The 16,649-nt window shown below is 69.9% G+C and carries 14 protein-coding genes; 6 read left to right on the forward strand and 8 right to left on the reverse strand.

The window, feature by feature from the left end; genetic code table 11:
* Window positions 1-48: 48 nt before the first annotated feature.
* Window positions 49-561, reverse strand: a complete 513-nt coding sequence (locus tag AB0I79_RS45900; protein ID WP_357887442.1) for a MarR family winged helix-turn-helix transcriptional regulator — start codon at window positions 559-561, stop codon at window positions 49-51.
* 5 nt (window positions 562-566) lie between these two features.
* On the opposite strand from AB0I79_RS45900, the gene AB0I79_RS45905 reads away from it, so the two are divergent.
* From AB0I79_RS45905 to AB0I79_RS45920, 4 genes are all read left to right on the forward strand, one after another.
* A complete protein-coding gene (locus AB0I79_RS45905; RefSeq protein WP_357887445.1) occupies window positions 567-1,703 on the forward strand; it encodes an MFS transporter in 1,137 nt (378 codons plus the stop codon).
* 612 nt (window positions 1,704-2,315) lie between these two features.
* Window positions 2,316-4,961 (forward strand): rifamycin-inactivating phosphotransferase, encoded by a 2,646-nt coding sequence (rph, locus tag AB0I79_RS45910; protein ID WP_357887448.1) that lies wholly within the window; start codon window positions 2,316-2,318, stop codon window positions 4,959-4,961.
* A 347-nt stretch (window positions 4,962-5,308) separates the two neighbouring features.
* Window positions 5,309-6,565, forward strand: coding sequence for a hypothetical protein (locus AB0I79_RS45915; RefSeq protein ID WP_357887451.1), 1,257 nt, complete (start codon window positions 5,309-5,311; stop codon window positions 6,563-6,565).
* On the forward strand, window positions 6,555-8,696 hold the full coding sequence (locus AB0I79_RS45920) for a DUF6055 domain-containing protein (protein ID WP_357887454.1): 2,142 nt from the start codon (window positions 6,555-6,557) through the stop codon (window positions 8,694-8,696). Before AB0I79_RS45915 ends, AB0I79_RS45920 begins: the two co-directional genes overlap by 11 nt.
* A gap of 161 nt (window positions 8,697-8,857) precedes the next feature.
* Here the strand turns inward: AB0I79_RS45920 and AB0I79_RS45925 are convergent, their stop codons facing one another.
* Window positions 8,858-9,292 carry a hypothetical protein gene (locus AB0I79_RS45925; protein WP_357887457.1) on the reverse strand — a complete coding sequence of 145 codons (435 nt, stop codon included), beginning with the start codon at window positions 9,290-9,292 and terminating at the stop codon, window positions 8,858-8,860.
* 316 nt (window positions 9,293-9,608) lie between these two features.
* Between AB0I79_RS45925 and AB0I79_RS45930 the strand changes: the two genes are divergently transcribed.
* Window positions 9,609-9,980, forward strand: a complete 372-nt coding sequence (locus tag AB0I79_RS45930) for a YciI family protein (protein ID WP_357887460.1) — start codon at window positions 9,609-9,611, stop codon at window positions 9,978-9,980.
* 135 nt (window positions 9,981-10,115) lie between these two features.
* Window positions 10,116-11,357, forward strand: a complete 1,242-nt coding sequence (locus AB0I79_RS45935) for a sigma-70 family RNA polymerase sigma factor (protein WP_357887463.1) — start codon at window positions 10,116-10,118, stop codon at window positions 11,355-11,357.
* Window positions 11,358-11,380: 23 nt separating this feature from the next.
* On the opposite strand, the gene AB0I79_RS45940 is transcribed toward AB0I79_RS45935, so the two are convergent.
* The 6 genes from AB0I79_RS45940 to AB0I79_RS45965 form a co-directional block, all read right to left on the reverse strand.
* Complete coding sequence (locus AB0I79_RS45940) at window positions 11,381-11,503, reverse strand: hypothetical protein (protein WP_357887466.1); 123 nt, start codon at window positions 11,501-11,503, stop codon at window positions 11,381-11,383.
* 30 nt (window positions 11,504-11,533) lie between these two features.
* Window positions 11,534-12,514 carry an aldo/keto reductase gene (locus tag AB0I79_RS45945; RefSeq protein ID WP_357887469.1) on the reverse strand — a complete coding sequence of 327 codons (981 nt, stop codon included), beginning with the start codon at window positions 12,512-12,514 and terminating at the stop codon, window positions 11,534-11,536.
* A gap of 1 nt (window position 12,515) precedes the next feature.
* Window positions 12,516-13,607 (reverse strand): FAD-dependent oxidoreductase, encoded by a 1,092-nt coding sequence (locus AB0I79_RS45950; RefSeq protein ID WP_357887472.1) that lies wholly within the window; start codon window positions 13,605-13,607, stop codon window positions 12,516-12,518.
* 83 nt (window positions 13,608-13,690) lie between these two features.
* Window positions 13,691-14,017: a hypothetical protein gene (locus tag AB0I79_RS45955; protein WP_357887475.1), complete on the reverse strand. Its 327-nt coding sequence runs from the start codon at window positions 14,015-14,017 to the stop codon at window positions 13,691-13,693.
* Between the two features lie 447 nt (window positions 14,018-14,464).
* A complete protein-coding gene (locus tag AB0I79_RS45960; protein ID WP_357887478.1) occupies window positions 14,465-14,920 on the reverse strand; it encodes a hypothetical protein in 456 nt (151 codons plus the stop codon).
* A 287-nt stretch (window positions 14,921-15,207) separates the two neighbouring features.
* Complete coding sequence (locus tag AB0I79_RS45965; RefSeq protein WP_357887481.1) at window positions 15,208-16,476, reverse strand: hypothetical protein; 1,269 nt, start codon at window positions 16,474-16,476, stop codon at window positions 15,208-15,210.
* Between the last annotated feature and the right edge of the window lie 173 nt (window positions 16,477-16,649).

Consider the following 16,649-nt stretch of genomic DNA (forward strand, 5'->3'; position numbering starts at 1 on the left):
GAGCCGGGGGAGTGGATGGCGTGCACGCCGGAAGGAGGCGGCCGGCGGTTACGTAGCGCGTTGCCGCCACTCCTCGTAGACGGGGCACTGCGGGCAGCTGGCCCGGTCGCACAGCCGGCACAGCGTGGCCACCAGCCGCTCGCTGCGTGCCTCCGGCCCGAGCAGCGCCGCCGCGATCGGCACCAGGTGCTCACGCTGCTCGTCGGTAAGCCGCTCGATCAGCCGCTGCAGGGCGCTCTGCCGGGCCGCCAGCGCCGCTGCCGCCACGCGCTCTCCCTCGGGCGTGAGCCGCAGCGGGCGCGCGCGGCCCCGGCTGCTGCGCTCGACCCAGCCCTGCTCGGTCAACCGGCGGACCAGATGGGCGGTGCCCGGCTGGGAGATCCCCAACACGCCGCCCAGCCAGTCCGCCGTGCGGCCCGGCTGGTCCTTGATGGCGATCAGTGCCTCTCCCAGCGCGCCACCCGAGCCGACCGCTCCGGTCACCGCTTCGCGGATGATTCCCGTCACGAACAGGGCGGATGCGCCGAGCAGGTTTGCGGCATGCTCTTCTCGTACATTCATTACTGATGAATGTACGCCTCTCAGGGTTGATTGTCTGCTACAACGCCGCACAGCTGCCCGTGGCGATGCGGCCCCTGCTCATCGCCTTGGTGGCCGCCCAGCAGGCGGGTGGCTTCACCGGCGCCGGCCTCGCCGGTGGGGCGGCGGCGACGGGCATGGCGCTGTCGGCGCCGTGGTGGTCCCGCGCGCTGGCGCGGTACGGCGACCGGCGCGTTCTGACAGCCTCCGGCGCGCTCTTCCTCGTCACCGAGCTCGCGCTCGCGGCCAGTCATGGCCTGCTGCCGGTCATGGGCGCGGCGGCGCTGTGCGGGCTGTGCACGCCGCCGATCTCCAGCAGCCTGCGCTCGATGCTCCCGCACCTCGTCGCCAACGGCGATCCCGGCAGGGCCTACGCCGTCAACGCCGTCGCCAACGAGACGGTCTACATCGCCTCGCCCTTATGGGTGACCGGCTGGGCCACGCTCGCCGGTCCGGCCGCCGCGCTCGTCGCCAGCGCACTGGCAGGCGCCGCCACCCTCGGCGCCGGCATCGCGTTCACACCGCCTCTTCCGCGCCCGTCCCGCCGGGCAGGGCCGCCCCTCGCGGCCCTGCCCGCCGTGCGCACCCTCGGCGGCGCCTACCTCGCCTACTGGGTCTGCATGGGGGCGATGTGGGTGCTCCTGCCCGCCTTCGCCGCCCACGCCGGCGCCTCCCACCAGGCCGGGCTGCTGGTGGCGCTCTGGTCGGCCGGCAGCCTCGCCGGCGGCCTGGCCCTGGCGGTACGCGGACCACGCGGCGCCTACCGTGATCGCTACCTCTGGCTCCTCGGCACGCTCGCCGCGACCTCGCTGCCGCTGGCCCTGCCGGCCACGGTCGCGACGATGGCCGTAGCGATCACCCTGTTCGGCATCGCGCTCGCGCCCTGGCTGGCCACCAGCGACCAGCTCGCCGCCGTGATCGCCGGGCCGCGCAGCAGCGAGCTGTACGGCTGGCTGACCACCCTCGGGCAGATCGGCAGCGCCGTCGGAGCCGCGCTCGCCGGCCCGCTCGGCGACCGGTACGGCGGCGGCCCGGCCTTCCTCCTGGTAACCGCCGCCCTGGCGGCGGGCCTCGCCGTCGCCCTCACGTGCAGGCGCACGCTGCCCCAGGACGGCCGACCGTGAACGCAGACGGGGGGCGGTGCTCTCGACCGCGATGATGCCCTCGCCCTTGATCCTCCACCACTGGAACGCGACCTGCCCGGGCCAGGCCGTGCCGGGTCAGCGGCCGGCGAGTTCGGCGAAGATCTCCACCAGTTCAGGCCGGTCGAACGGGCCGACATGAGGTGCCGCGACGCTTCGGACGTCGGTCGGATTGTCCGGAGTGAGGCGGTCGGCCTCTGCGACGAACCGGTCTTGCAGCGCCGGCGGTCTCGTCCGGTTCGAGCATGTTGAGCAGCCGGCTCACCCCGAGGACCGCCGGATCGGCGACCATCGCCGCGCGGTCATGACGGCGCCGCACCATCCGGCGGGCAAGGCTGTTTCGGAGGGGGATCGTCCCGCAGCCTGCTGTACATCAAGCCATCACGCCACTGACCGGCGCGGAACTCCACCGCACGCATGACGCCCTCCAGGGTGAAGATTTCGATGCAGACCTGTACTGTATTGTAATCCGCCGAGGAGGCGACGTTCCGTGAACGGTCTCCGCGCGCAGTGGGCTCGCACGACGGGTGCGGTGAAGTCGCCGCTGCCGAGTTCCAGGCAGGTCATCCACCCCATGAGAGACGGGAATCAGCCATGAGTGCCTTCGTACTCGGGTTCCATGACATCGACAGGGCGCAGCTTGCCCTGGTCGGAGGCAAGGGCGCCAACCTCGGCGAGCTGTCCGCGATCAGCGGGGTCCGCGTGCCGTACGGGTTCTGTGTCACCACCGACGCCTACCGGGAGGTCGTGGAACGGGATGCGGCGGTCGGCGCGCTGGTCGACGGGCTGGCCGGGCTGCGGGCCGATGACCGGCCGGGGATCGCCGCCGCCTGCGCGCGCCTGCGGGCCACCATCGAGGACCTGGCCGTGCCCGAGGAGCTCCGGCGCGACATCATCCGGCACCTGCAGGAGACGGGCGATGAGGGCGTGCCCTGCGCGGTACGCTCCAGCGCCACCGCCGAGGACCTGCCGTCCAGTTCCTTCGCCGGCCAGCAGGACACCTACCTCAACGTCAAGGGCACCACGGCGCTGATCGACAGCGTGCGGCGATGCTGGGCGTCACTGTTCACCGACCGCGCGGTGGCCTACCGCATCCAGAACGGCTTCGATCACCGAGCCGTCCGGCTGTCGGTCGTCGTCCAGCAGATGGTCTTCCCGGAAGCGGCCGGCATCATGTTCACCGCCGACCCGGTCTCCGCCAACCGCACGGTGGTCTCGATCGACGCCGGGTACGGCCTGGGAGAGGCGTTCGTCTCCGGGCTCGTCAACGCCGACAACTACCGGGTCAGGGCCGGGCAGATCATCGAGAAGAAGATCGCCACGCAGACGAAGGAACTGCGGGCCTCCCCGTCCGGCGGCACCATGGAGCAGCCGATCGAGGCCGCCCGGCAGCACGCCCAGACACTCACCGACAGCCAGATCCTGCGGCTCGACAAGCTGGGACGGCGAATCGAGGCGCATTTCGGCAAGCCGCAGGACATCGAGTGGGCCCTGTGCGACGGCACCTTCTACGTGCTGCAGAGCCGTCCCATCACCACCCTCTATCCCGTGCCGCCGTCGAACGACGGCAAGAACCACGTGTACGTCTCCTACGGGCACCGGCAGATGATGACCGACGCCTTCGCCCCTCTCGGCCTGTCGTTCTTCGCCCTGCTGCACGACAAGCTGGGGCGCACGGCCGGCGTCGTGGCGGGCAACCGCTTCTACAAGGACGTCTCGTCCGAGCTGACCTCGTTCTGGGCCAGGCCCGCCACGCTCAAGAGCCTCGGCCAGGTGGACGTGCTGATGGCCAACGCCCTGCGGACCGTGCTGAAGCGCAAGGACTTCGTGGCCTCGCTGGCGCACGGCAAGACCTCGATGCTGGACTTCGGTGAGGGCGGCCCGCTGCCGATCGCCCGCCAGTACCTCAAGCTCTCCCGCGAGAACGACCCCGGCGTCGTGCCCGACCTGATCGCCTACACCGAGAAGACGGTGGAGCGGTGCAGGCGGGGCCTCGCGGGCAAGTCGGGCGACGAACTGTTCCAGTACATCATCGACGACCACGCCGTGCTGGCCGAGCTCACCTTCGATCCGCGCAGCGTGGCGGCGGCGTTCGTCGGCATCCAGGCGGTCAACTGGGTCAACAAGCACATGGAGGCCTGGCTGGGCGTCAAGAACGCCGCCGACGCCATCGCCCAGTCCGCCGACCACAACGTGGTGGCCGCCATGGGGCTCGACCTGCTGGACGTCGCCGACGTCATCCGCGAGCACCCAGCGGTCATGCGCTACCTGGAGACCGCCGAGGGCGACACCTTCTTCACCGGTCTCGCCGCGTTCGACGGCGGCGAGGCCGTACGGGACGCCATCCAGGACTACCTGCGCAAGTACGGCATGCACTGCGCCGGCGACATCGACATCACCCGGACCAGGTGGAGCGAGGACCCGGCCCTGCTCGTCCCGCTCCTCCTCGGCAACATCAGGAACTTCCCGCCCGGCGAGCGCCGCCGCAAGGCGGAGCAGGGGCGAGCCGAGGCCGAACGCAGCATGAACGACCTCCTCGCCCGCCTCAGGGAACTCCCCGGCGGCGCCGGCAAGGCCAGGAAGGCGGCCAGGAAGATGAGCCTGATCCGCCACTTCATCGGCTACCGCGAATATTCCAAGCACTCCCTGCTCCTGCGCTACGAGCTCTACAAGCGGGCGCTCATGGCAGAGGCCGCCAAGCTCGTCGGCCGGGGCGTCATCAAGGACGCCGAGGACGTGTACTTCCTGTCCATCGAGGAGTTCAGGCAGGCGGTCAACACCGGCGAGCTCGACTACTCGGTCATCATCCAGCGAAGAGAGGCGCACGAGGCGTACCGGAGACTCACCCCGCCACGCGTGATCACCTCCGAGGGTGAGGTCATTCCCGGCGAGTACGACGCCGGTACTCTCCCGGAGGGGGCGATGGCCGGCATCGCCGTGTCGGCGGGCATCGTGGAGGGCCGCGCCCGGGTCATCCGCAGCATGGCCGAGGCCGACGTGGAAGAGGGGGACATCCTCGTGACGGTCTTCACCGACCCGAGCTGGTCCCCGCTGTTCGTCTCCGTCAAGGGGATCGTGATGGAGGTGGGCGGCGTGATGACGCACGGCGCCGTGGTGGCCCGCGAGTACGGCCTGCCCGCCGTCGTCGGAGTGGAGAGCGCCACCGAGCGCATCGAGGACGGGCAACGCATCCGGGTGAACGGCAGCGAGGGGTATGTGGAGATCCTGCCGAACCCCTGACACTTACGGCCTCATCCGCATCTGCCCGCGACCCGGCCCGGGCACTGGCAACTCGGTGAATTGGTCCGCGCCCCGTCGCGGCGTACGGGGCTGCAGGCGCGCACGATCCGCTTCTGGTCTGGCAGCGGCGTCGTCCCTCCGGTCCAGGGCGTCAGCCCGAGCAGACTGATCGCGTGTAACTTTCACCGAACGCGGGCGGCGGCGCACAGCTCACTGACAAGATCTTCTGACGGTGGCGGTACGGGCCTTGACAAAGCCTGTCGCCGCCCCAACACTCTCCCCACCACAAGTGTGTGACATAGCACTTAGAGGGTTCGAGGTGTTAACGCTAACAAGGAGACACCGCAGTGAGACGATTAAGGTCCGTGATTCTGGCCGGGCTCGTGGCAGCGGGCACGTTCCTCATCCCCGCCGCGCCCGCGTCGGCCGCCCCGGTCAACCTGGCCCCCTCGGCGAGCCCGTCCGCGTCCTACACCTCGCCGTGGGAGAACGTGGCCGCCATCAACGACGGCATCGACCCGCCGAGCTCGAACGACACCGTCAACCGCCGCTGGGGCACCTGGCCCAACACCGGTGAGCAGTGGGCGCTGCTGACCTGGTCGCAGGCGCAGACGCTCACCTCGGCACAGGTCTACTTCTTCGACGACAACGGCGGTGTGCGCGTACCGGCCTCGTGGCGGCTGCAGCGCTGGACCGGCAGCGCGTACGCCGACATCCCCGGCACGTACGCGACCGCGACCAACACCTACAACACCGTCACCTTCGCCGCCGTCTCCACCACCCGGCTGCGCGTGCTGATGCAGAGTGGCCAGGGCTCGGTGGGCCTGCTCGAGGTCAGGGCCATCGGCGAGGGCGCCCCGCAGACCGGTTGGAACCCGCCCGCGAACCTCGTCACCCCGCTCAACGAGGTGTGGCAGCACGTCGAGAGCACCTACCCCAACCTGTACGGGTTCCGCAATTACGGCTGGGACCAGATCATGGCCAACCGCGGCTCGATCAACTACTGCGTCCGCTGGGACACCAGCGCGACCGTGACCGCAGCCCAGCGTGACCAGATCCACGCCCAGCTCACCCGCCAGTTCAAGAAGTGGATGGACGTCATGGCCGGCCACAACGGCTGGCCGTACAGCACCGTGCCGCTCAAGGTCGTCGGCTGGGCCGTACGCGACCGCGCCCAGCTCCAGTGGAGCGACAACTCCGTCGACATCTACGTCAACGACATCCGCGAGAACGCGCCCCAGTGCGCCGAACCCTGCGGCCGCTTCTTCAACCAGAGCGGCAACTACCCCAACTGCCCGGGCGGCGCGTCGCACCACTACGACATGTCGCTCTGGCTGACCAGCGGATTCGGCGGCGGCGCCGGCGGCGACTGGGGCCAGCGGATCGGCAGCGAGTATTTCATGTCGAACCTCAACACCGACAACGTGCACATCCTGCTGCACGAGATCGGCCACTCCTTCGGCCTGGACGACTTCTACGACTGGACCCCCACCGGCGTGGGCGGCTTCCTCATGAAGGCCGGCAGCGCGTCCCAGATCACGGAGTTCGACGCGTGGATGTTCCGTGACTGGTGGCGCCATCTGAGGAGCCGGTATGGCGTCTAGAGTCGCGGCGCTCCTCTGCCTGGTCCTGGCCCTGCTCACGGCGCCCGCGCAGGCGTCGGCGGCGGCCAAGACGATCTACATCCCCGCGCGCTGGCAGAGCACGGGCGAGGTGCCGTGGGTCAGCTCGCGCACCAAGGAGTCGGCCAACTTCATCCTGCTCTGGGGCGACCGGTCGGGGACGAACCCGACGAGCGCGCCGGAACCGTACCGGTTCGATCCCGACAACATGCTCAGCCAGCTCGAGAACCTCTACTCCTTCTACGTGAACACCATGAAGTTCACGCCGGAGACGGGGCTGCTGGCCCAGCACAAGATCATCGTCATCGTCACCAGGACCTGGTCGAACGCCCCGCTCGACGCGTGGGCCACCGGCGGGTCCACCGACGGCAGGGTCGGCGTGATCAACATCGCCCCGGCGGCGGCGCTGCCCGGGTCGTGGGGGCTGGCGCACGAGCTGGCCCACGTCTTCCAGAACTACACCTTCCTCGGCCGCTCCGGGTACGGCTTCACCCACCCCAGCGCCGGCACGTTCTGGGAGGCCAGCGCCGAGTTCATGGCCATGCAGGTCTACCCGACGACGGCAGCCGGCGACCTGACCAGGTTCATCCGCACCGAGAACCTGGCCTACAGCAGCAGCCGGCACCACTACGGGGCCTGGATGCTGCTGCAGTACATCAAGGAACGCGACGGCCTGGCCATGTTCAACCGCATCTGGAACGAGGCCAGGAACACCGAGCACCCGCTCGAGGTCTACCGCCGCATCGCCGGCATCGACCAGGCAGAGCTCAACCGCCGCATGGGCGAGTACGCCCAGCGCAACGTCACCTGGGACTACGCCAACCGGAACGACTTCATGCCGTTCATCAACCGCCTGTACCCCTTCATCACCGCCTACAACGGAGTGGCGGTGGAGCCGGTCAACGCCGCGGCGGGACACTTCCGCATCTCCGACGCGCTGGCGCCGTCCGACTACGGGTACAACAAGATCCGTCTCGTGCCGAGCAGCGACGGCGCCCTCATCCGGATGCGGTTCAGGGGCCACGTCAACGCGGCGGCGCAGTCGGGCTGGTCGTACGGGTTCGTCGCCGTCAGGAACGGCGTCCCCCGGTACGGCCCCCTGCACAACTCCGCCAACGGCGAGGTGACCTTCCAGACCCAGCCCGGCGAGAGGGACGTCTACCTCGTGGTCGTGGGCGCGCCGGGGACCGTGCACAAGTACGCCTTCCTCGACGGATACCCGCGCAACCACCGCTACCCGTACCAGTTCCGCCTCCAGGGCGCCACGCCCTGGGGCCACGAGCCGGGCCACGTCAAGCCACCCGCGCCGGGCGGCGGGCGGTGGCACTCCAACGGCGGCGGCTGGGTGGACAGCCGTGCCAACGTCGCCGCCACGGCCTACGTCGGCCCCCGCGCCGCCGTGTACGGCAACAGCACCGTCAGCGGCAACGCCCGCATCGAGGACCTCGCCTGGGTCAACAGCGGCGCCACCGTGACCGGGAACGCCGTGGTCAAGAACAACGCCCTGGTGCAGGGCGGGGCCAACCTCAGCGGGAGCGTCGTGATCGGCGGGGACGCCGAGCCGGCGACGGCTTGCTCGTCGGGGACGTACCTGATGTTCAACCCCGACCGGCGCTGCGACGGTGGCGGCGGTGAGGCGGACGTCAACCCGCCGCACCCGATCTTCAGCGACGAGGACCTCGCCTTCGGCGGTGGCGGCGATCCTGGGCCGGTGAACCTGGCGTCGAGCGCCACGCCGTCGGCCTCGTACACCTCGCCCTGGGAGAGCGTGGCGGCCATCAACGACGGCGCCGTGCCCAGCCCGCGCTGGGGCACCTGGCCAGAGACCGGGACCCAGTGGGCCGAGCTGACCTGGGCGTCGCCGCAGACGATCAAGTCGGCGGAGGCGTACTTCTTCGACGACGGGGGCGGCGTGCGCGTGCCGGCGTCGTGGCGGATCCAGTACTGGAACGGCAGCGCCTACGCCGACGTGGCGGGCGCGAGCCACTATGCGACGGCGGCCGGGGCCTACAACACGGTCACGTTCACCGCCGTGAACACCACGCGTCTGCGGTTCGTGCTGCAAAGCGGCCAGGCATCGGTCGGGTTGCTGGAGGTACGCGCCTTCGCCTGATGGGCGCGAGGTGAGGTGCCGGGCGGCCGGGACACGATCCCCGCTGCCCGGCACGCCCGCGTCCGGGACATTCGTGCTCTCGCACGCCCCATGTCCCGCGCTGTGTGATCGCCTCCCGACCGGCACGCACTGACCTGTCGGGCCGACGATGTGAGCCAACGTCAGATTCGAGTCATGCTGGATTCGTATCCCCCTCCGCCCGGGTAGACCCAGGCGCCGGTGACGGTGGTGCCGTCAGCGCTGAACGTGCCTTCGTAGTAGGCGGGGCTCCCCTTCGCGCCGCCCCAGATGGTCAGCTTGTCGCCGGTCAGCTCGTACACGTAGTCGAGGGTGTTGCCGGTCGAGTCGTAGAAGCGTGACACCACGTCCGTGCCGGTCGGCTCGCCGAACGGGCGCAGGTTGCCGATCACTTCCAGGCCGGTGACGGGCTGGCCGAACTGGGTGAGTTCGACGTGCTGGAGCAGGAAGAAGCCGCCGGGCATCCACTCATACCGTACGGTCCCTTCGGCGCCGCCGGTGACCGCCCAGGTGCCGACCAGGCGGTCCAGGGCCTTCAGGGCGGCGGTCGGCTCGTTGATCTCCGGCATCTCGGTCATTTCGTTCTCCTTGCGGGTGTGGTGAGTGCTCGCCGGTACCTCGGAGGCCACCTGCGAGCCTCGACATCCCAGAAGTGTGATTCAGGTCACATCGCAGTCATGTCGAGAGGAGCGGGCCGGTCACGAGGTAGCGGCAGGACCCCATCAAGGAGGAAGTCATGGCCAGCTGCTCCCCATGTCGCCGGAGCACATGAGCATCCAGATCGCCGTCAACGGCCTGGTCGCCTTCACCTGGACGACCATCCTGGCCCTGTCCCTGCGCCGCTCCGCTTGACCTCGCGTACGCTTGCCCGCACGTTCGACAGAAGGATCACCCATGAAGTACCTGCTGCTCAGCTACACCCCGGCCGCCGCCTGGGACGCCGCGACCGCTGACACCGCATCCGAGGAGGCTCTGGCAGCCTTCGCCGTGTACCAGAAGTTCGAGCAGGAATTGATCTCCACCGGCGAGTTCGTCACCAGCGAGGGCCTCGGCCATCCGGCGGTCAGCACCACAGTGCGCAGGTCCGGAGAGGGCGTGGTGGCGACCGACGGGCCGTTCGCCGAACTGAAGGAGGTCCTGGCCAGCTTCGCCGTGATCGACGTGGCGAGCCAGGAGCGAGCCGTGGAGATCGTCTCGCGGATCGTCGAGGTGCTGGGTGAGCCGATCGAGATCCGGCCGATCATGGGCGAGGACTTCACGGCGTGACGACCACGCCAGACGACGTCCGGCGCGAGCGGATGGCCGGCATGACAGTGGGACCGGCATGACAGTGGGACCGGCATGACAGTGGGACCGGCATGACAGTGGGACCGGCATGACAGTGGGAAAGGCACACGCAGCATGAACGCCGACATCGAGCACCTGCTGCGCACCGAAGCGCCACAGGTGCTCGGCGCGCTGGTACGCCGCTTCGGCCGTTTCGACGTCGCCGAGGACGCGGTGCAGGAGGCGCTGCTCGCCGCGAGCCGGGTCTGGCCGGCCGACGGCGTGCCGGAGAACCCGCGTAGCTGGCTGATCCGCATCGGCTATCGGCGGATGGTCGACCTGCTCCGCGCCGACCAGGCCAGGCGCCGGCGCGAGCAGGAGGCCGGCGCCGCCGAACTGGCCATGCAGGAACCGGCCCGGCGCACGGGCCCCGCGCAGGAGACCGACGACAGCCTCGCCCTGCTGCTGCTCTGCTGCCACCCCGCGTTGAGCGCCACCTCCCAGGTGGCGCTCACGCTGCGCGCGGTCGGCGGCCTGAGCACCGCCGAGATCGCGCACGCCTACGGCACCACCGAGAACACCATGGGCACCCGGATCAGCCGCGCCAAGCAGCAGCTGGCCCGCGCCGGCGCCCGCTTCACCCCGCCGACCGACACCGACCGGGACAGCCGGATGGCCGCCGTGACCCAGGTGCTCTATCTGATCTTCAACGAGGGTTACACGGCCTCCACCGGCGCCCAGCTCGCCCGCGTCGACCTGACCGGCGAGGCCATCCGGCTGACCCGCATGCTGCACCACGCCTCGCCCGCCGACCCCGAGGTCACCGGCCTGCTCGCGCTGATGCTGCTCACCGAGGCACGCCGCCCCGCCCGCACCGGCGGCCACGACGAGCTGGTGCCCCTGGACGAACAGGACCGGGCGCGCTGGAACGCCGACCTCATTCGCGAGGGCACCGAGCTGATCGACAGCGTCTGGAGCCGCCGCGAGGTAGGCCCCTACCAGTTGCAGGCCGCGATCGCAGCCGTGCATGCCGCTGCCACGTCACCGGAGCAGACCGACTGGCCGCAGATCGCGGCGCTCTACCTGTGGCTCGAACGGCTCACCCCCACCCCGCCGGTACGGCTGAGCCGGGTGGTGGCGGTGGCCAAGGCCTACGGGCCCGCCCGAGGGCTGGCCCTGCTCGACGACCTCAACCGCCGCTTCCACCTCGACCAGGACCCGCTGATCCGGCAACGCGAACGCGCGGTGCGTGCGCACCTGCTGCAGCTGACCGGCGACGCGGCCGGCGCGGCGCGACTGTACCGTGAGGCGGCCTCCCTGACCGGCAACCAGATCGAGCAGCGATATCTGCTCGACCGGGCCCACCGCCTCGGCTGAGGCGTTCACGGCCTCGCCGGGCGTCAGCCCGGCACTCCCGTGGTGGCGATGCGATCCCACAGCCCGCCCGCGCCCATGCCGGCCACGATCCGCAGCTCGATCATGTCGTCGATGCCGGAACCGAAGGTGACGCCATGGGCGGACAACGTTCTGCCTTGCGAGGCGAAGGGAAGTTCTCACCAGGCGTAGGCTTCCGGCGCGGGCTTGGAGCCGTTCGGGCCGGGCGGCGGGAACAGCTCGTCCAGCCTGGCCAGCGTCCCCTCGTCCAAGGTGATCGCCAGCGCGCGGAGCGAGCCGTCGAGCTGGCCGACCGTGCGCGGCCCGATGATCGGCCCGGTCACGCCGTCCTGCGCGAGCAGCCAGGCCAGCCCGACGTCGGCGGGGTCCTCGCCGATGCCGGCACACATCTTCTCGTAGGCCTCGATCGTTTCCCGGTGCTTGGCCAGGGTGTGGGCTGATCGCCCGGAGTCGCCGCGGGAGGCGCCACCCTCCCTCTGTTTGCGCAGGACGCCGCCGAGTACTCCGCCGTGCAGGGGCGACCACGGGATCATGCCCAGCCCGTAGTGCCGCGCCGCGGGCAGCACCTCCAGCTCGGCCCAGCGGTTCATCAGGTTGTAGATGGACTGCTCGGCGACCAGGCCGAGCATGTGCCGCCCGCGTGCTGCCTCCTGCACCTGCGCCAGGTGCCAGCCGGCGAAGTTGGACGAGCCGAAGTAGAGCACCTTGCCCTGCCGGCGCAGGACGCTGAAGGCCTCCCAGATCTCCTCCCACGGCGTGTTCCGGTCTATGTGGTGCATCTGGTACACGTCGATGTGGTCGGTGCCCAGCCGCTGGAGCGAGGCGTCGCACGCGCGCCTGATGTGCAGCGCGGACAGGCGGCTGTCGTTGGGCCACTCGCCCGTCGGGAGGTAGAGCTTGGTGGCCAGGACGGTCTTGTCGCGCCTGTTGCCTCCTGCGGCGAACCACCGTCCGATGATCTGCTCGGTGCGGCCTTCTCCGTACACGTCGGCGGTGTCGAAGAAGTTGATGCCGTGCTCGTGCGCCCGGTCCATGATCGCGTGGCTGTCGGCTTCGGACGTCTCCGTTCCGAAGTTCATCGTGCCCAGGACGAGCCGGGACACCGAGAGCCCGCTGCGGCCCAATCGGACGTAGTCCATGTCAGGCCGCTCCGAACTGCTCGGTGAAGCGGCCGGTGAACAGGTCGGCCCCCTTGTAGGCCGAGACCGTCTCAGCGGAGACGACGGCGGGGCCGTCGGGGGTGGGCAGCTGGCCGACGCCGCCGTGCGGGCCGAGGGGCAGCAGGATCATGGGATGCGGCAGCGGCCGGTAGGTGGCCGTCGGCTGCTCGCCGCGCAGCTGGGCGAGAATGTTCTGGGCCACCACCTCCGCGTGCTGCATCGCGTACCCGGCCATCTTGGCCTCGGCGACGTCGGTGATGTCGCCGATGGCGTAGACGTGCTCGTGGCCGCGCACGTTGAGGGTGTCGGTGACGGGCACCTGCCCCTGGGGCGTGCGCGTGGTCAGCTCGCCGCCCGCGAGATAGTCGCTGTTGGTCCGTACACCATGCGCGCGGAACCAGATGTCGGCGGTGATCTCGTCGCCGCCGGTCGCGGTGACGGTGAACGTGCCGGCCTGGCCGGGCTCGGTGGCAGGGGGCGTGCTCAGGCCGGTGCTCAGCCGCAAGTCGATGTCGAGTTCGCCGAGCTGACGGCGCAGCTCCTCGCGCATCTCCGCAGGGAAGGCCGGCAGCAGCTCCTCGGCCGGGTCGACGATGGTCACACGCTTGTGCGGCCAGGTCTCCTTGATCTCCCCAGCCAGCTCCAACCCGACCGGCCCGGCGCCGAGAATCAGCACCCGATCGGAGCCCGCCAGTTCCTTGTGGGTCCGGCGCAGGTCCTCCAGGACCTCCGCCATGGAGTCCGAGGTGGGCTTGGCGGGGTAGGCGTAGCTGGAGCCGGTGGCCAGGACCAGGTAGTCGGCCTCGACCCGCCGGCCTGAGGCCAGGGTGACGCCACCGGGATCCACCGAGGCCGCGCGGTCGCGCACCACAGTGCCGCGGGTGAGCCATTGGTCGTAGGGGAAGAACATGTTGCTCGCCCAGTCGGGCTGGGTCAGCGCCCGCAGCGAGCCGGCAGAGTTGATGAACGCGTCCCGGGGGTCGATGAGGACGACCTCGGCCTCTGCGTCCAGGGCCTTGGCGACTGCAGAACCACCGTAACCGCCGCCGATGACCACAACTGTACGACTCATCATTCACTCCAACACAAAAAGGGGTTGAGTTCGTGTCACGAACCATATTAGTTCGTGGGACGAACTGCAACTCCTTCTCAGGTTCAGTGCGTGGGCCGCGGTTCCATGAGGCGGCGGGAACCTCGTTGTCCGCCGCGACGCGGCCGAGCAGGGCGGCGAGCGTGCCGCGCTCCGCCGAGGCCAGTTCCTCGATGGTGCGGCAGGTCTCCGGCGTGGAAGTCGCCGGTCAGCTCGCCGCCCCGCCCGGTGAACGCCACCCGCGCCGCACCGGAGTCCTGGGGGGCGGGTTCGCGTTGCACCAGGTCGTGGCGCTCGCTGCGATCCACCAGGCGGGTCAGGCTCGACTTGGCCAGGTCGGGTGCCGTGCCCAGCTCGTTCATGCCGTACTCGCGAGCGGAATCTGCATACACCGCATTCACCGGGAACGTGCAGCGCGCCAGTGCCGCCGCTGGCCCGAGCCGGCCGTCAACGCGCCTATTCGCTGGGCCGCAGCAACAAAATTCGTGGAACGAACTAATTTTTGGGCTCTTTGGCCTCACCTTGACCAAGGTAGGTCGGCTCGTAACTCTCGTACGACTTCCAGCGCCAACCGGCGCGTTCACCCCGGACGGGGTGCCCAGGTTCGTCCCTTCGAGCGCCGTGACTCGATGCCGCCCTGCCGCCCTGCCGCGCGCCGGCGACCGGCCGACCGCTCACTCGCCCGTAGGTCCTGCGCGATGTCCCGGGTGGGCTTCCCCTCCTCACCCTGGCCCGGCTCGCCGCCACCGGGAACAGCGCACCGACCTGGTGGACCGCGCCAACGCCATCCGCCCCCGCATCGTCCGCTGATCCGCGGCGGCGAGAGGGCGGATGAGTCGCTACATCGGGCGGCCGGTCCCGCTCAGCCAGCTACCGTAGAGGGTGCTGGTGACCCGGCAGCGACCGGCGTAACAGACGTAGCTCACCTTGATGCTCCGGTGCTTGTAAACCGTCGGATTGAACTTGCGGACGATGCGTCCGTTCGTGCAAACGTCGTACACCTTGGCCTTACTTACACCGTTCTGGTTGTAGATCTTCGTCATGCTGCTCGAGTTCGACTCAGTCCTCTTCAGCCGCTTGACGCTGTGCGTGTTCGGGTTGTAGGTCCGCGTCCCGAGGTAGTTCGTCCACACGCCACCACAGTGACCCCTGTCCTCCGACCAGTAGAGGTAGGGCTTGACCGTGTCGGCGCTGGCGGTCGGCATCCCGCCGCCTCCGACCACCATCCCCGAAGCGAGTATCGCCGACGCCATGAGCCACCCGAGCCGTTGTCCTTTGCGCATGAACCTTCCCATCTCCGGTGTCGTCGCATCCTGTGGAGCCCGGCACGGTCAACTGAGTGACCGGCTGCCACGGTGCCGTAGGGCGGTATAGGCACAGAACATCTTCGGTACACGTGACGTATCCCAGCCGGAGACCGGCTCGCTTCTCCAGGGTCCGAAACGTGCAACCGTCGTGAGACGGTCGGCCGCTTGGCCCACGACTCAGGGATCCGCGCCGTGCCCGGAGACATGGACACCGGCCGGCCGTTGATGATCCCGGCGCGCCGCTTCCCTCTTGTCGGCACCCGCCGATTCCTCGTCTACGGCAGCTCGCGCGCCAGCTTCTCCGCCCCGCTCGGCCGGGTGACCGCGGTGACGGCTGCGTCGGCCTCGGCGCGGAACCAGACGTACTTCTCCTTGGCCTGCATACGCAGGATGCGCGGGTCGTTGACGGTGCACCGCTCGCGTACCGACTTGCCGGGGGCGACGCGCTCCACGGAGATCCGGCACGTGCCGACCTTGTCCTTGATCCGCTCCGGCACGAACGACCCCGAGCCGTACAGGGTGATGGTGATCTTCTCGCTGATGGTGAGGTCGTCGAAGTTGTTGCGCAGGCGCACGCCCACGGCGACGGGGCCGCACACGCCCGGGGCGCACGGGGTCACCTTCGACAGCTCCTCGTCGAGGTGGACGAGGGCGTTGACAGTGACCGTGCGCGGGATGCCGCGAAGGTGTGCGGCCAGGTCCGCGTAGGCGTCCTTCGCCTCCTCGGCGGTGCCGGCGCGCACGGTCAGCCGGGCCGCCGCCCCCTCGGACGGCTCGTAGGCGGTCAGCAGATCGACGCCGGAGTAGCCGACCAGCCGGTGCGGGGCGTCAGGGGAGAACCAGTACGCGCCGTTGCGGACCGCGCCCGCCGCGGACGGGTGCATCCGGACGAGGTCCAGATGCGGCGCGCCGGCGGGCACGCCGTCGGGCGGCGGGTAGGCGATCGGCGGGTTGCTCGGCTGGTCCTGATCGGCCGGCACCACCGGCATCGGGGGAGCGGCGGTGCCGGTGGTGGCCGGCGTCGCGATCCCGGCCAGGTCCTCGGCCACCCGCTGGGGGGCCAGCCGGGGCAGGTCGAGTCCGTACAGCAGGTGGTCCTGCTCGGCCACCCACGTGCCGGCCAGGTCGCGTTCGGGCACCGGGATGTGCGGCACCGCGCGCCAATAGTCGGCGTCCGCCCTGACGAACTGGGTCTTGTCATCCAGGACCAGGACGTCTGCGGTGGCGCCGTCGATCGTGATGGTGCCGAAGACGTCGCCGTTGCCCAGAGCGCGCAGGTCGGCGGTGATCTGGGTGTCCGGCGGGAACGGCTCGTCGGCCGCCGGGCCTTTGAACGGAGCCTTCCAGGAGCCCGTCCAGTGCAGCAGCGGCGTGGTCCGTACCGGGCCCGCCAGGTCGCTCGCCTTCGGCGCCGGCTGACCGGCCGGGGAAGAGGAGGGCTGCTGGGAGGACGAGGGCTGCTGGGAGGAGGAGCAGCCCGCTACCAGCGCCACCACAGCCAGCACCAGGGAGAGCGCGCGCCTGCCGTGTTGTTTGTGATGCATCGGGGATCAGAGTAGCCGGAGGGTGGATCACCAGCGCCCCGCCCACGTCACCGTTGCCCCGGTTTGTTGTTCTTCCACATCTCCTGACACCTGCCCGATACACGAAGGCAGCCCGGCGTTGGGGGTATTTGCGCAGGTAGACGCCTTGCAAGGAGGTATACCCGGTGGAAGAC

Source organism: Nonomuraea sp. NPDC050202 (genome assembly GCF_040656115.1).
Taxonomy (GTDB): domain Bacteria; phylum Actinomycetota; class Actinomycetes; order Streptosporangiales; family Streptosporangiaceae; genus Nonomuraea.

What these genes read in the sequence shown, in the direction of transcription:
- AB0I79_RS45900 (WP_357887442.1), bottom strand. Translation starts at nt 561, where the DNA reads ATGAATGTACGAGAAGAGCATGCCGCAAACCTGCTCGGCGCATCCGCC.
- AB0I79_RS45905 (WP_357887445.1), top strand. Translation starts at nt 567, where the DNA reads ATGAATGTACGCCTCTCAGGGTTGATTGTCTGCTACAACGCCGCACAG.
- rph (WP_357887448.1), top strand. Translation starts at nt 2,316, where the DNA reads ATGAGTGCCTTCGTACTCGGGTTCCATGACATCGACAGGGCGCAGCTT.
- AB0I79_RS45920 (WP_357887454.1), top strand. Translation starts at nt 6,555, where the DNA reads ATGGCGTCTAGAGTCGCGGCGCTCCTCTGCCTGGTCCTGGCCCTGCTC.
- AB0I79_RS45925 (WP_357887457.1), bottom strand. Translation starts at nt 9,292, where the DNA reads ATGACCGAGATGCCGGAGATCAACGAGCCGACCGCCGCCCTGAAGGCC.
- AB0I79_RS45930 (WP_357887460.1), top strand. Translation starts at nt 9,609, where the DNA reads ATGAAGTACCTGCTGCTCAGCTACACCCCGGCCGCCGCCTGGGACGCC.
- AB0I79_RS45935 (WP_357887463.1), top strand. Translation starts at nt 10,116, where the DNA reads ATGAACGCCGACATCGAGCACCTGCTGCGCACCGAAGCGCCACAGGTG.
- AB0I79_RS45945 (WP_357887469.1), bottom strand. Translation starts at nt 12,514, where the DNA reads ATGGACTACGTCCGATTGGGCCGCAGCGGGCTCTCGGTGTCCCGGCTC.
- AB0I79_RS45950 (WP_357887472.1), bottom strand. Translation starts at nt 13,607, where the DNA reads ATGAGTCGTACAGTTGTGGTCATCGGCGGCGGTTACGGTGGTTCTGCA.
- AB0I79_RS45960 (WP_357887478.1), bottom strand. Translation starts at nt 14,920, where the DNA reads ATGGGAAGGTTCATGCGCAAAGGACAACGGCTCGGGTGGCTCATGGCG.
- AB0I79_RS45965 (WP_357887481.1), bottom strand. Translation starts at nt 16,476, where the DNA reads ATGCATCACAAACAACACGGCAGGCGCGCGCTCTCCCTGGTGCTGGCT.